The organism is Pedobacter nototheniae (genome assembly GCF_032678625.1).
Lineage (GTDB): Bacteria > Bacteroidota > Bacteroidia > Sphingobacteriales > Sphingobacteriaceae > Pedobacter > Pedobacter nototheniae_A.
Map to the genome: position 1 here is coordinate 357338 of NZ_JAVTSO010000002.1, position 15904 is coordinate 373241.

A 15904-nucleotide genomic window follows, 5' to 3' on the forward strand; every position below is an offset into this window, starting at 1 on the left:
TTCTTTCTAAATTAAAATATAAACGGCTATAATCCTTTTGTAAGTACGGCTTTTTGTTTATCAGCCTGATAGATTTTCTTGCAAAAATCTACATATTCATTATATTTTTCTGGCTGGTATTTTTTGTCATTTGTAACCTGTGTACGAATATAAGTTATCGTATTATCTTTTGTTGCAAATTTCGCTGTGTATGTACCAAATTCAGATGTAATATTAATGTCTTTAGGAATAAATTCAACTGCGTAACCTTTTGGCAGGATATACGTAATTTCATCCTCATCATTATAACTGAAAGGAACAGAAAAGTATGTTTTTCTATTTTCTACTTTAAGCGGAACGCTTTCTTTCCTGTTGGTTTGATTTAATGTTAAAAATGCTTTATTACCACCGTTTGTAAGTAATTGACTGGTTTTAAAATTTAACTCTTCAGTCATTACCGGCAAACTTTTATTGGTTTGTTCAAATTTATAAGTAAGGAGTTCTGCACCAGGAATATCATTGTTTTCTATGATTGTTTTACGTTGTTCTGATGGCTCTTTTAGTAGCATTGAAAAGTTATTTTCGAACTGTGCATTTCCATATAAAGATTTAATTACAATATTTGCTGCTCCATTTTCATCGAATGTTATTTTAGCTTTTCTTAGCTGATAATTATCTTTTGCATTATAGCTTGGTGTACGTATAATTTCGCCGCCTGCATCGGTAACCATCAAAACATTTCTATCTGCATTGCTGTAACCGATAAATCCCATCGGTTTATACTGGCTGGTACATTCTAAAAAAGTAGTGTCTTTAGCCATAGGAACGCATAAAATCATATGGTTTGCCTGCCCGATACTGGAATAAACAGGATTCAAACTTGGCATATCATTTCCTATAATAATCAGGTTCGATTTAATTCCTGCTTCATTTAACAAAGCTTTCATATAGTTTGATAATGCTTTACAATCGCCATAGTTTACCTGAGCTACTTTTTCGGCAAGGATTGGCCTAAAGCCCCCAACGCCAAGCTGAACACTAACATAACGAGTATTTTGCTGCAGATAATTATATAAAATCGCTATCTTTTCTTTTGAAGTTTTTGCATCTTTTGTCAGGTTTTGAATCTGGATTTTAGTTGCTTCCGGCAGTTTGTTTCCACCTTCATTTAAATTATACAACCATAAACCGAAATTTTTCCAGTTGTTAAAATTTCCAGTTGTTCCGTCATACTCAAATTGATTTGGAGAAGCCTTTACCCATGCGCAAACATTATCAATACCCATACTTAAGGGCTCGCGAATTAAGGCCGCAACATTAGTGCTGCTCCATTTATACTGAATTTTATCCCCTACAGCAACTGAATCTGTTTTTACGTTTTTGCTGGTTAAATATTTGAGCTGGTAATCTTTGTTTTTTTGAATGGTATAAGCAGATTTCTCAACCGAAACTGCGAAACCTTTTAAATCGCGCCAGGATGGAAAATAAAGTAAACCTTTAAAATCCTGACTATAGCTATATTCAATCGTGTAAGGGTAGGTGAGGTTTACAAATTTTAATCCTTTTAGCCTGTTGTCATCAAATATTGAAAAATCAGAAACTAAGCTTTGGTCTTTAATATCAGAAGATTTGTAATCTTTAACCTTTTTTCCTGTTGCGTCATATAAAGTGGCTTTTATATTCGAAATGTTCGAAAATTTATCATATCCTTCAGCCATTTCGCTATAACCATCGCCTGCTTTATTTAAAATTGTAATGGCCACTTTATAATCATAATGAGCCGATCCTAATGATTTTATGTCAAAAAATTGCTCCTCATTACGAATAACCACATTCGCATTGGCTTTTAGTTCTTCTGGTATTTTAGCAACATCATAAGTACCCTGCGCATAACTTTTCGCAAATGAACAGAATATTAAAATTAGACTTAAATAATGCTTCATTACGATTTCTTTTTGAATACAATTTGCTCTGCCTGTTTTTCTACAATCGCTTTAAAAAGTTCTTTTAAATCGAAATATTCTTCCGGCGTATAAAGTGATTTGTTCACATTAATTACACTTTTAACCATTAATGCTTTACCCTCGTTTACAAAGTTTATGCTAAATGTTCCCTTATCTTCAGGTATTTTATAAATTCCACTTTTGGGTAGTTTGTCAATTTCATATTCTTCGGGGAAATTCAAGGATATTCTATAGGTTTCTTTAAAAGGATAGGCAAAATCAACCGGGAATTTACGTTCTTCGAGCTTAAAAAGATTTTCTTTTGTTCTTTCGAAAAGAAGTGGGGTAAAGTAAACTAAGTTACCAGCCTCTTCTACATTATCCTCAATTACAACGTCCATAGATTCTGTCAAAAGCTCATCCAGGTCATCCAGCGCAAGGATTTTATAATTAGAAATTTCAAGACCGTTTTTATCTTTTTTAAAGTTCTTTAAAAACTCTGCCTCATTTGTTTTTCTATATTTATCACGCAGATTTAAAGCAGAGTATCCGGTGGAGTACTGACTTATCTGTCCCTTTAATTTATTCTCTTTATCCAGCGTAAGGTTATATGAAAATGTTTTTTCGGTTTTAATACTTGGTTCAGTAGAAAGCCATTGCCCGATTTTTCCAGGTAAGTCCATATAATAGCCTTGATGACTCAGGTTTTCATAATCCAACATACCCAGCGGTAAATCTCTATCTGTAGCATCCATATAATACAATTGATCGCCAATTTGGGTAACGGCTACCACATTGTTGAATGCTGATATAACCGGATAACCAGGGTGTTCGCCATTTTCTCTGGTACTGATTAATACAGGATAGGCCAAAATCTTAGCTTCTTTTAAAAGGCTTAATAAAGCCAGGTTAATATCGGCAGATGAACCTGTTTTCTTCTCAAAAATGGTTTTTGGATTGGTTTCTGAAGTATATTTTGAATATTTATTATTCCATTTTAAGTTATTTTTAACATAATTGAAGATAAGTTTAGTGATTGCTAAAGAATCTTTTTCTCCTTTTAATATGCCTGGCAATATGGTTTTTGCATAACTGTTTTTATTAATATAAGCGCCAAAATTTTCTTCACTGGCTAAGCCGGTGATAATTTTATTCCACGATCCATTAAAATCCTTATAAATTTCTCCAGGAAAATGAGAAGCCCTTAACTCAAATTCTATTTTAGGCGTATAATCATCCATAGTCGTTACATATGGTTCTTCTTTCAGTGCAGGAACGTTTTCGGCACAGTATTTATCGTATGCGGCATTAGAATTAACGCCTGTTACATAAATGGCATTAACACTTTCGTGTATAGGATGATCTATTTTAAAGTAACCACCTAAATTATTTTTATAGGTTAAATACTCAGGGATTTTAACATTATATTCAGACCAAAGGGTAGGTACACTGGACTGGAATCTCCATCCTCTCAAGGTGAAGATAAAATCGGATTTAATTTTATACTTAAATTCTATAATAGAACCCTCTTTGATATTAGGTAGTGCAAATTTTTTGATAATGTTATTTTTATCAAACTCTTCTGTGAATTTGGCATCCTTATTTAATTTGCTTACAACCAGCTTACCATCAACCATGTTGTATGTTGCGGCATCCATAAAGTTCAGCTCTTCTTTAGCTGAATTGTTGCTTTTATAAAGTTCTATTTTAAAATTACCAAGGTCGTAGCCATTCTTGTTTAAAATTTTGTAACGAACATGTCTTTCGTAAACATAAATAAAGCTCTGTGAGGATGGGCTTATTTCGAAGTAGCAATCTCCAACGTCGAATAATTTTATGGCTGATGCGGCAGAATCTACTCCTGTGGCTTTTACATCAAATTCGGACGGCAAAATCTTGCCAAATTTAAATTCTCTTTTTACTTTAGTTTGGGCACTAACTGATCCAACTCCAATGCATAGCATTAGAATCAGAAATTTGAGAGCTGTTTTCTGCATTTAAAATATTATTGTTTGGTAACGCAAATTAAAACAATCTATCCTTGATTTAAAAGCGTTTAGAAATAAATAAAGCGTCTATACTATTTTAGTGTATAGAAAATGTAATTTCTGAAGAGAAGCAAGTCCTGTTTTTGATTTTGATAAAACTTTCTTATCTTTGCCCGGCATATAATAAATCCTAATTTATTTGCCATGCAACTCGATTCCACAAAATTTATTGCCACAGGTTTAACATATGACGATGTACTTTTAGTACCCGCATATTCTGAAATTTTACCTCGTGAAGTAAGCACAGCATCATTTTTAACGAAAAAAATCAAACTTAATGTTCCATTGGTTTCTGCCGCAATGGATACCGTAACAGAAGCCGAACTTGCCATTGCCATTGCGCAAAATGGTGGTTTAGGGATGTTACACAAAAACATGACGATTGACCGACAAGCTGAAGAAGTTCGTAAGGTTAAGCGTTCAGAAAGTGGAATGATTCAGGATCCGGTTACTTTATTGGAAACTGCAGTTGTTGCCGATGCCTTCAAAATTATGAAAGAACATAAAATTGGTGGTATTCCGGTTGTTAGCAGCGATAATAAGTTAGTAGGCATTATTACCAACCGCGATTTGCGTTTCCAAAAAAATATGCAAAGACCAATTGCTGAAGTGATGACTAAAGAAAATTTAATCATTGCTCCGGAGGGTACAACTTTAGTACAGGCAGAGGAAATTCTTCAGAATCATAAAATAGAAAAACTTCCAGTTGTAAGTAAAGATGGTTATTTAAGCGGATTAATCACTTTTAAAGATATTTCTAAGGTTAAAAATTATCCTGCTGCCTGTAAAGATGAAAGAGGTCGTTTACGTGTTGGTGCTGCTGTTGGTGTTACGGCCGATACACTTCAACGTGTTGATGCTTTAGTTAAAGCTGGCGTAGATGTAATTACCATTGATACTGCTCACGGTCACTCAAAGGGAGTGGTAGATAAATTAAAAGAAGTTAAAGCAAAATACCCTGATTTACAAGTTATTGTTGGTAATATTGCTACAGGTGCAGCCGCGAAATTTTTGGCTGATGCAGGTGCGGATGCAGTTAAAGTGGGTATTGGTCCGGGTTCTATCTGTACCACCAGGATTATTGCAGGAGTGGGCGTACCTCAATTATATGCCGTATACGAATGTGCTAAAGCATTAAAAGGCACTGGTGTTCCGGTTATTGCCGACGGTGGAATTAAACATACTGGTGATATCGCAAAAGCGATTGCATCGGGCGCAAGTGCAGTTATGGCAGGTTCATTATTTGCAGGTGTAGAAGAATCGCCAGGCGAAACCATCATTTACGAGGGACGTAAATTTAAATCTTATCGCGGCATGGGTTCAATTGAAGCCATGGAGCAAGGTTCTAAAGATCGTTACTTCCAGGATGTAGAAGACGACATTAAAAAATTAGTTCCCGAAGGTATTGTTGGTCGCGTACCATTTAAAGGTACTTTAGCCGAGGTAATGTACCAATATGTTGGCGGTTTACGTGCAAGTATGGGTTATTGCGGAGCAGCTAACATTGAAGCTTTACAAGAAGCACAGTTTGTACAAATTACGGCTGCTGGTATGCGCGAAAGTCATCCACACGATATTACAATTACTAAAGAAGCACCAAATTACACGAGGTAATCATCATTATTTCAAAAAAGTATAAAGGGTTAATTCTCTTTTTTAGATATTCTAAAATATTTAAATCCAACGGGGCATCGTTTACGATAGCCCCGTTTTTTGTATCCTTGGTATAACCCCAGTACCAGGTTTTAAGCTGTTAGGAATTAATAAATATTGAAAATTCACAAAATAAAATTTGGCGAATACTTTTTTTTAATATATTTGCCTACTAAATCTATAGATTTAATATAAATAATTATGAAGACCTTCCAGAATACTTGTAGATGTTGTTGTTGCAGCCAGTTTAAATCCATGTTAATGTTCCAACGAACGGGTAGTTAATCAACAATACAAATCAAACACAAACAAACTAAATCATGAAAAAAAGTTTACTTATTCTCTTTTTACTTATAATTTCTACAAGTTTTATTTTTGCACAAACGCCGATTAAAGGTATAATTAAAGGCACAAACGGAGTTACTATACCGCATGCAACAGTTAAAATCAGGGGCACTAACATAACCGCGGTGGCAGATGCAGATGGTGCATTTGTTATTACTACAAAACAAGAACCTCCATTTTATATTCAGGCCAGTTCAGTTGGTTACAAACCACAGGATTTCCAGGTTCTAAAATTTCAGGAAAGCCCTATTGAGTTGGTGCTGGTTGAAGATGCACTTCTTGATGAAATTGTGGTCACCTCAAGAAGACGTTCGGAAGTTTTACAGGATGTACCAATTCCAATTACGGTTATTGGTGGCCAGGCAGCAGAAAATGCCGGTGCTTTTAATGTGAATCGTTTAAAAGAGCTGGTTCCTTCGGTACAATTATATGCATCAAATGCAAGAAATACAACGCTCAATATCAGAGGGCTGGGTTCTACTTTTGGTTTAACTAATGACGGTATTGATCCTGGTGTGGGGTTTTATGTGGATGGAGTTTACCACGCGCGTCCGGCAGCAACATCAACCGATTTTCTTGATATAGAACAAATAGAAGTGATAAGAGGGCCGCAGGGTACTCTATTTGGTAAAAACACTACGGCAGGTGCTTTTAATATTACCACAACAAAGCCAACTCAAACCCCATCGGCAAAAGTAGAAATGAGTTTTGGGAACTATAATTTTATACAGGCTAAAACATCGGTTTCGGGCGGGGTAGCCAAAAATCTTGCAGCCAAGATATCCATTTCAGGTACCCAGCGCGATGGTACCATCTGGAATACCAGGGAAGAACGCAAGTACAGCGGACAAAATAACCTGGGATTTAAAGGTCAGTTGTATTATACGCCATCAGATAAATTACAGGTTTTGCTGAGCGGAGATGTAAGCATTCAGCACCCGGCAGGTTATCCGCTGGTAATTGCAGGCGTAACCACAACTGAAAGAAGTGCTTATCGCCAGTACGCTAAAATTGTTTCTGATTTAGGTTATCAACAACCTAAAATAGATCCTTTTTCAAGGGAGATAAATACCAATACGCCATGGCGACATAACCAATCTATTGGTGGCTTATCGCTGAATGTGGATTATAAAATTGGTAACGGAACACTTACTTCTACAACTGCGTGGAGATTCTGGAACTGGGACCCGACAAACGACCGGGATTTCTCTGAACTGGCAGCGCTTACCAAATCGCAAGGCAATTCCCGTCATGATCAATATTCTCAGGAAGTTAGATATGCAGGGAACATTACTGAAAAATTAAGCGGTGTAATTGGTTTATTTGCGCTTGCCCAGAATTTGAAAGGATTAGATCAAACAGAGGAAGTAGGTAAAGACCAGTGGAGATTTGTACAAACGGCCAGCACTGGTGCACAGGCATTGTATGCAACACCAGGTTTATTGGATGGTTTTGGTATTAAAACCAATTCAACTATTAAATCGTTAAGTGCCGCGGTATTTGCACAAGTTGACTGGGAATTTTTAGAGCATTTTCATGTTTTACCGGGCTTAAGGTTTACTTACGATAAAAAAGATGTTGATTATGATAGGGTTACCTATGGTGGTTTACAAACTACAGATGCTGCTTTGCTTGCGCTTAAAGCTGCTGTTTACAGCAATCAGCAATTCTCTACAAGTACAAAAAATAATAACCTCTCTGGTAACCTGACATTTTCTTACCGTCCTAATACCAGGTTAAATGTTTATGGAACTTTCTCTACAGCTTATAAACCAGTTGGTGTAAACGTAGGAGGTTTGCCAACTACCTCAACCGGGGCGGCAGATTTATCTTTGGCTGTTGTAAAACCAGAATATGTTGAGCATTATGAATTAGGTGTTAAAACAAAACCAGCAAAAGGTTTCTTATTAAACGTTACTGCTTTTAATACCGACATTAAAGATTACCAAACCAATGTTCAGTCGCCTCAATTGGGTGTAAACAGGGGTTATCTCGCAAATGCGGAAAAGGTTAACGTAAAAGGCTTGGAAATTGACGGAACCTATCAGCTAGAGCGATTTTTGACTTTAAATGCAGCCTTAGCCTATCTTGATGGTAAATATGTGAAATTTACCAATGCACCCTTGCCTTTAGAGGAAACAGGGCATACAGAAGTGGTTAATGGAGTAGCTACTCAAGTTGCATTTAAAGATGCTTCGGGTGGCAGATTGCCAGGAATATCGAAATGGAATATTTCGGGCGGGGCAGAATTTAGTACACCTGGTAGCTTAGCAACCAAATTAGGACGGTATTTTATAGCTGGAGATGCGAGTTACCGTTCGCAATATTCATCAAACCCAACCCCTTCAAGTGTTTTAAATGTTGCTGGTTATTCTTTGTTAAACGCCCGGTTAGGATTTAAATCTGATAAATTCTCTGCATTTGTTTGGAGCAGAAATATTGCCAATACCAATTATTACGAACAATTGCAGGCTGCGGCAGGTAACTCTGGCTTATATGCTGGTGTACTTGGCGATCCACGAACTTACGGTATTACATTTCGTTATACATTTTAATCTTTTCTCTCTTTTATATTTGGTTAGAAGGCGTCGGTTTATCCGGCGCTTTTTTGTTTTTAACCTTGCCTGAGTCAAAATAATAAGCTAAATTATGGCTTCTGTCCGTTAAGAAATACATCTGTAACAGTTTTGTGCAGAATTAAAATTTATATAGAAGGGATAAAATCTTAACTTCGGTCAAATTTTGACTTAATGAATAAGCTTAAATCAGTTTGTGTATATTGTGGCTCAAACTTTAATGGCGATGCGGCGCTGAGGAGTGCAATCAAACAACTGGCGCAAACGCTGGTTAAACAAAACATCCGTTTGGTTTATGGTGGTGGCAGTGTAGGGGTAATGGGCGTTTTAGCCAATGATGTTTTGGAAGAAAATGGCTTGGTTACCGGGGTTATACCGCAGTTTTTAATGGATAAAGAAGTGGGGCATAAGGGAGTAACAGAAATGATTATTACCAAAGATATGCATCAACGCAAGCAAAAAATGGCCGATTTAAGTGATGGCTTTGTGATTTTGCCTGGCGGCTTTGGTACACTTGAAGAATTTTTTGAGGTATTAACCTGGCTGCAACTGGGATTACACAATAAACCCATCGGCGTATTAAATGTAAATGGATTTTACGATCCCTTATTTGCGCAAATGGAAATGATGGTACAAAGTAAGTTTTTGAAACCAGCCAACAGGGATTTGGTTTTTAACGAGGCTGATGCCGAAGTACTCATTGATAAAATGGATAACTTTTCTGCCATACCTGATGAAGTTTGGTTCAGGGAAAGAAATCTAATCTGATGATCAATTTAAAGACTGATACAATTAAAATATATAAAGCAATTCATTTTAAACCGCTCTAACTTTATACAATGCAAATTATTTCAAACCACGCAGAATTTGAACAATACCTTGGCAAGGAATTAGGCCTTTCTTCATGGCACACCATTACCCAGGAGCAGATTAACAAATTTGCCGATGCTACATTAGACCATCAATGGATTCATGTGGATGAAGAGCGCGCTCAAAACGAAGGACCATTTAAATCAACCATTGCACATGGTTATTTAACTTTATCACTGATTCCTTTTTTATGGAAGGAAATTGTAGATATCCGCAACCTTAAAATGGAAATTAACTATGGTATAGAAAACTTAAGGTTTGCCCAGGCGGTAACGGTTAACAGTAAGGTAAGATTAAGGGCGAAATTAGCTTCAATTATTAATTTACGTGGCGTAACCAAAGTTAATATGGGTATCGAAATGGAAATTGAAGATCAGAAAAAACCTGCCTTTACGGGCGAGGTTGTATTTTTGTACCACTTTATATCATAGCTTTCGGATAACTTCTAACACTTAATCAAGGCAGAAAATTAATGATGAGCTTACAAGGGTTTTAATTGGTTTTCTGTTTTTTTATGCGCGAATAAATCTTTATAGCTAAAACTTTATTGTGTGTATCGTGTTCAGGCTGTAGCGTTTAAGTATATATATGCGTTTTAAGAGAAAATCTAACCAAATTAACTATGAAAAACTTAAAAATGACCATGCAGAATATGATTGCCGGTTCTTTTGCGCTTATGTTTTTAATGTCTTCATCCTGTAAAGAAAAAATGGCAGCAGATAAAAATTCATCCGATTCCTTTCTTCCGATGCAAATAGGGAATTATTGGAGAATGTCGCCCACTTCATATACTGAAATACAAGATACCCTAAGAATAGATGGTAAGTTATATTATAAATTTTACTCATTAGTTGGCGGTGATGCAGTAAGTACAAATTATTACCGTATTGATGAGCAAAACAGGCTGGTAGAAAGCTATGTCGATGATCCTAAAAAGATATATGTTAAAGCCGATTTTAATGCCAAACCAGGAAATGTTTTTTATACATTAAATGATAAAACCGAAAACGATTATCAGGTAAAAGTACTGAGCAAAACAGATTCGGATATGGTTTTTGAATTTGATATGGTTTATCATCCCAATTTAAAAGGAAATAAACACACAGAAAAGTACCTTAAAGGTAAAGGCTTGGCAGAAAACTGGAAAGAAATTAAGATTAATGGCGTAGTTTATAAATAGGAGTTTATTCTAAAATAAAAACAATATTATTTTCTGTTTTCCTTCATATGCTCATATTGTTCTATCCATTGTTGAGGGCTAATTTTTCTGGATAATTCAGCAATGAGATTGTAAGGGATGTCATCAATTTTTTTAAATCTAACACAACCTTTACCCATATCTAATTTGTATTTACAGTGTTTTGGGTATTCCGTTTTAAACCAATCTAATAAATCAGGATAAGAATAAAGCCCTGTGTGGTACATGGCAATAAAATTCTTTTGCGAAGCTATATTTATAAAAGACAAAGGTAGATCAGGCGTGCAATGGTAGCCAGCCGGATATAAACTGTGTGGCACCACGTATCCAATCATACCATATATAATTCTTTCCTCAAAACCTTCAGGTAGGTTATCGGTAAAAATTTTGCGAAGTTTTGAAACGGCTTCCTTCCGTTCTTCCGGAATACTCTCGATATATTCAGCTACCGTATCTACAAATATTTGCATGCCTGTTCTTATATTTTATATTAAAGTTTTTACCAAAAATATTGTTTTAAACGGAAATACAAACATAAAGATCCGGCATTTTTGAGATAACAAAATATGAACAAACTATTTAGTAGACCGGAAACCAAAATGGTTAATACGCTTTTTGTAAAATTAAATTTAAATTGCCTCCATGAATATCGAATTCAACAAAAATGAAGATGTAAATAAGCAGTTGGTTTATGAACTAAAAACTAAGCTTAAGAAAATATATTTAGGAGGCGGCGAAAAAAATGCAGCCAAACAAAAGGAAAAAGGAAAATTACTTGCCCGCGAACGCATTGAATATCTGATTGATAAAAACACTGAATTTTTAGAAGTTGGTGCTTTTACGGCTGATGGCATGTATAAAGAGCAGGGTGGTTGTCCATCGGCAGGTGTGGTATGCGGCATTGGTTATGTAAGCGGCAGGCAATGTATGATTGTTGCCAACGATGCAACCGTAAAAGCGGGTGCATGGTTTCCGATGACGGCCAAGAAAAACCTCCGTGCACAGGAAATTGCCATGGAAAACCGCTTACCTGTTATTTACTTAGTGGATAGTGCCGGGGTTTATCTGCCAATGCAGGATGAAATTTTTCCGGATAAAGAACACTTTGGTCGCATGTTTAGAAATAATGCAATCATGTCTTCAGAAGGTATTGTTCAAATCTCGGCCATTATGGGTGCCTGTGTTGCCGGAGGCGCATATTTACCCATTATGAGTGATGAAGCAATGATTGTGGATGGAACAGGCTCTGTTTTCCTGGCAGGATCCTATCTGGTTAAATCAGCTATCGGCGAAGATGTAGATAACGAAACACTCGGTGGTGCCACTACGCATTGCGAAATATCTGGTGTAACCGATTATAAGCATCCGAACGACCAGGCTTGTCTGGATAGTATACGCAACATTATGAGCATGCTTGGCAAACCTCAGGATGCAGGTTTTGACCGGATTAAACCTGAACCACCTAAAGAAAAAGAAGAAGAATTGTATGGCTTGTTTCCTGAGAACAGAGAGAAACCTTACAACATGATGGATATTATAAACCGCATTGTGGATGGATCTGAATTTGAAGAATACAAGCAAGGTTACGGCCAGAGTATTATTTGTGGTTTAGGCCGTGTTGATGGATGGGCAGTTGGCATAGTAGCCAACCAGCGTAAAGTAGTTAAATCTAAAAAAGGCGAAATGCAGTTTGGAGGAGTAATTTATTCGGATAGTGCCGATAAAGCCGCTCGCTTTATTATGAACTGTAACCAAAAGAAAATCCCATTGGTTTTTTTACAGGATGTAACTGGTTTTATGGTGGGTAGTCGTTCAGAGCATGGAGGCATAATTAAAGATGGGGCTAAAATGGTTAATGCTGTAGCCAATTCAGTTGTTCCAAAATTTACAATTGTGGTGGGTAATTCTTACGGCGCTGGTAATTATGCAATGTGCGGAAAAGCTTACGATCCACGTTTAATTTATGCATGGCCATCGGCAAAAATTGCTGTAATGGGTGGTTCGCAGGCTGCAAAAACACTTTTACAGATTCAGGAAGCTTCTTTAAAAGCAAAAGGAGAAGAAATTACAACGGAGAAAAAAGATGAACTGCTAAAAGAGATTACAGACCGGTACAACAGTCAAACTACACCATATTATGCCGCATCAAGACTTTGGGTAGATGGTATTATAGATCCTTTAGAAACCCGTAAAGTAATATCCATGGGGATAGAAGCCGCAAATCAATCGCCAATAAAAAAACAATTTAGCGTAGGGGTGATCCAAACCTGATTTTAGATACCTTTAAAATCAAACCACCTAATTCACAGTTATTATGTTCGGATTATTCAGTAAAAAAAATAAAGGAATAAAAGTTGTCGATAAAATTTGGATATCAGATGAAGCTAAATTTGGTGCTTGCCTCGAATTTAACCGATCAAATCCAAACGTAACCTTTGTTGCCTGGTTTGAAGAGACGAGAAGTAAACTTCAGGCCTATTTTCACGAAAACAATTTGGAAGAGAAGGTTTACTTAGCTGATTATTTAAATACAGCCCAAGCTAATAAAGAACTTGTTTTTGTTGAACACCATCCTTTGGCAAGTGAGGAGCAGCGAAAAGCCACTGAATTTGGAAAGGATGAAATAACTGTTTTATCATCCTTATCTGAACCTATTTTCCAGCTATTTGGTGGCGGACGCATCGTAGATCTCATGCGGAAGATGGGCGTAAAAGAGGATGAAATGATTGAACATACCATGATCAGCAATTCGATTAAAAGTGCACAGGAAAAAATAGCTTCAAAAACCTTAATCAGTGGATCAGCAAGATCGCAAGCCGATTGGTTGCTAAATGCAGGGTTAAATCAGCAATTTTAATTAGGTTTTAGGCTCGTATAACCACCACAATGAATTTATTTCAGGGCCATTGTTGCTATAAGGATGCTGAATAAATTATTAATCACCTCAAGTTATCCTTTTCAATAAGTTTCATAAAAATTAAGCATTTTCCCATAAAGTACGGGTAAATGCTTAATTTCATTTTATGAAAAACTTTAACTTCTTACTGCTGTTTCTGCTATCCAATACCTTTGTTTATGCACAATCTGCCACCGATATTCATCGAAAAGCGATCGTTATCGATACCCACGGAGATGTTTTTTATGCGGCGCTTAAAACAGGTTTTGATATTGGCAAACTTCAAACTAAAGGCAATTTTGATCTGGTAAGGGCAAAGCAGGGTGGTTTAGATGTGCAGTTTTTTTCAATTTGGTGCGATGAAACAGGAAACTATGCATACGCAAACCGGGAAATTGATTCGTTATACAGCTTAATTAAACGTTACCCGGATAAGATACAATTGGTTAGAACCGGGGCCGAATTGGAGCAAGTGGTTAAAAATAAAAAACTTGCAGCTATGATTGGGGTTGAAGGTGGGCACATGATCGATAACCGCTTGGATTATATAGATAGTTTGGCTAAAAGAGGAATGGCCTATCTTACTTTAACCTGGAATAACAGTACATCTTGGTCAAGTTCGGCTGCAGAAGAAACTTCGGGGAAGGTTAAACCTGAAAATGCAGGATTAAATAGCTTTGGACGTGATGTAGTTAAACGCCTGAATGCATTAGGCGTTTTGGTGGATTTATCCCATGTTGGGGAAAAGACTTTTTACGACGCAATTAAAGTTTCCTCAAAACCGATTATCGTTTCTCATAGCTGTGCCTATAGTTTAAACCCTGTTCCAAGGAATTTAAAAGACGATCAAATTAAAGCGGTGGCTAAAAATAATGGCGTAATCTGCATCAATTTTTACAGCGGTTTTCTTGATTCTACTTATAATACCAAGCAGGCTGCCTTTTTTAAAAGGTACGACGGTGAGCTAAAGGTGCTTGCTGATCGCTATGGAAAAGCTGCAGCTATTGATTCTTTACTGGCAAATCATCAGGCAGATTTAGAAGCATTGCGGCCGCCAATTTCTTTATTGATTAAACATATTAATTACATGGTAAAACTGGCTGGGATAGATCATGTAGGCTTAGGTGCCGATTTTGACGGGGCTGAATCTTTCCCGATTGGCTTAAATAGCGTAGCCGATTATCCAAAAATTACCGGAGAACTGGTAAAAAACGGATATAGTGAAAAGGATATAGATAAAATTTTAGGCGGAAATGTAATCAGAGTAATTAAAGCAAATAAAGGAAAATAATTCGCTATAAAATTAGGTGCAATGTTAATAAGTAAACTATGTTGACAATGCGGTGTTGTCCATAATTATTTAAAGAATTATCTTTGTATTTAGGTAATACATTTCAATACACAAATATAATGTCACAAGAAAACGAGCACGTTCAGTGTTTAATTATAGGTTCTGGTCCTGCAGGTTATACTGCAGCAATTTACGCTGCCAGAGCTGATTTAAAACCAATTATGTATACTGGTATGCAAGCTGGCGGCCAGTTAACACAAACTACTGATGTAGAAAATTTTCCGGGCTATCCACAAGGAATTATGGGGCCAGAAATGATGGAAGATTTTAGAAAACAAGCAGAGCGTTTCGGTACCGATATCCGTTTCGGTTATGTAAGTTCAGTTGATTTTTCATCTACCCCGCATAAAGTTGTGGTTGATGAAATCAAAACCATTACAGCCGATACCGTTATTATTGCAACTGGCGCTACAGCCAAATGGTTAGGCCTGCCAAGTGAGCAGCAATACAATGGTTTTGGGGTTTCGGCCTGTGCAGTGTGTGATGGTTTTTTCTTTAAAGGACAGGAAGTGGCAATTGTTGGGGCAGGAGATACTGCCGCAGAAGAAGCAACCTATTTAGCCAAGCTTTGCAGTAAAGTTCATTTGTTGGTTCGTAGAGACGAATTCAGAGCTTCTAAAGCGATGGTTAGCCGTGTTTTGGCTACACCTAATATTGAAGTTCACTACAATACAGAAACACAGGAAATTTTAGGTAACGGTAAAAATGTTACTGCAGTTAAAGTATTAAATAATAAAACTGGTGTAGAGTCTGAAATTCCGGTTGAAGGTTTCTTTGTTGCGATTGGCCATAAACCCAATACCGATATTTTTAAAGGACAATTGGATATGGATGAAACGGGTTATCTTTTAACCAAACCAGGATCAACATTAACCAATATTGAAGGTGTTTTTGCTTGCGGAGATGTGCAGGACATGTATTACAGGCAAGCTGTAACAGCAGCAGGTTCTGGTTGTATGGCCGCATTAGATGCTGAACGCTTTTTAGCTGCAAAAGAACATCCGGTAGAAGCATAGGGCTTATAATTTTATAATATTTAAAAAGG

Annotated in this window: 12 protein-coding genes; 9 read left to right on the forward strand and 3 right to left on the reverse strand. The window is 36.6% G+C overall.

What is annotated here, in order from left to right; all coding sequences use genetic code 11:
- Positions 1-26: 26 nt before the first annotated feature.
- Both R2Q77_RS07315 and R2Q77_RS07320 read right to left on the reverse strand, forming a co-directional pair.
- Positions 27-1922: a DUF3857 domain-containing protein gene (locus R2Q77_RS07315; protein ID WP_316803063.1), complete on the reverse strand. Its 1896-nt coding sequence runs from the start codon at positions 1920-1922 to the stop codon at positions 27-29.
- Complete coding sequence (locus R2Q77_RS07320; protein ID WP_316803064.1) at positions 1922-3919, reverse strand: DUF3857 domain-containing protein; 1998 nt, start codon at positions 3917-3919, stop codon at positions 1922-1924. Before R2Q77_RS07320 ends, R2Q77_RS07315 begins: the two co-directional genes overlap by 1 nt.
- Positions 3920-4114: 195 nt before the next feature.
- On the opposite strand from R2Q77_RS07320, the gene guaB reads away from it, so the two are divergent.
- The 5 genes from guaB (at position 4115) to R2Q77_RS07345 (ending at position 10594) form a co-directional block, all read left to right on the forward strand.
- Entirely contained in the window at positions 4115-5584 is a 1470-nt protein-coding gene (gene guaB / locus R2Q77_RS07325; protein WP_316803065.1) for an IMP dehydrogenase, read from the forward strand.
- 359 nt (positions 5585-5943) lie between these two features.
- Positions 5944-8523: a TonB-dependent receptor gene (locus tag R2Q77_RS07330; protein ID WP_316803066.1), complete on the forward strand. Its 2580-nt coding sequence runs from the start codon at positions 5944-5946 to the stop codon at positions 8521-8523.
- A 195-nt stretch (positions 8524-8718) separates the two neighbouring features.
- The gene (locus R2Q77_RS07335; protein ID WP_316803067.1) at positions 8719-9312 is read left to right on the forward strand and encodes a TIGR00730 family Rossman fold protein; all 594 of its coding nucleotides are present in this window, start codon (positions 8719-8721) and stop codon (positions 9310-9312) included.
- Positions 9313-9383: 71 nt separating this feature from the next.
- Positions 9384-9845 (forward strand): MaoC family dehydratase, encoded by a 462-nt coding sequence (locus R2Q77_RS07340; RefSeq protein ID WP_316803068.1) that lies wholly within the window; start codon positions 9384-9386, stop codon positions 9843-9845.
- A 191-nt stretch (positions 9846-10036) separates the two neighbouring features.
- Positions 10037-10594, forward strand: coding sequence for a hypothetical protein (locus tag R2Q77_RS07345; RefSeq protein WP_316803069.1), 558 nt, complete (start codon positions 10037-10039; stop codon positions 10592-10594).
- Positions 10595-10620: 26 nt separating this feature from the next.
- On the opposite strand, the gene R2Q77_RS07350 is transcribed toward R2Q77_RS07345, so the two are convergent.
- Complete coding sequence (locus tag R2Q77_RS07350) at positions 10621-11082, reverse strand: DUF1801 domain-containing protein (RefSeq protein WP_316803070.1); 462 nt, start codon at positions 11080-11082, stop codon at positions 10621-10623.
- A gap of 172 nt (positions 11083-11254) precedes the next feature.
- Between R2Q77_RS07350 and R2Q77_RS07355 the strand changes: the two genes are divergently transcribed.
- The 4 genes from R2Q77_RS07355 (at position 11255) to trxB (ending at position 15875) form a co-directional block, all read left to right on the forward strand.
- The gene (locus R2Q77_RS07355; RefSeq protein WP_316803071.1) at positions 11255-12883 is read left to right on the forward strand and encodes an acyl-CoA carboxylase subunit beta; all 1629 of its coding nucleotides are present in this window, start codon (positions 11255-11257) and stop codon (positions 12881-12883) included.
- 43 nt (positions 12884-12926) lie between these two features.
- Positions 12927-13469, forward strand: a complete 543-nt coding sequence (locus tag R2Q77_RS07360) for a hypothetical protein (RefSeq protein WP_316803072.1) — start codon at positions 12927-12929, stop codon at positions 13467-13469.
- Positions 13470-13635: 166 nt separating this feature from the next.
- Positions 13636-14799: a dipeptidase gene (locus R2Q77_RS07365; protein ID WP_316803073.1), complete on the forward strand. Its 1164-nt coding sequence runs from the start codon at positions 13636-13638 to the stop codon at positions 14797-14799.
- 119 nt (positions 14800-14918) lie between these two features.
- Positions 14919-15875 carry a thioredoxin-disulfide reductase gene (gene trxB / locus R2Q77_RS07370; RefSeq protein WP_316803074.1) on the forward strand — a complete coding sequence of 319 codons (957 nt, stop codon included), beginning with the start codon at positions 14919-14921 and terminating at the stop codon, positions 15873-15875.
- The last annotated feature ends 29 nt before the right edge of the window (positions 15876-15904 follow it).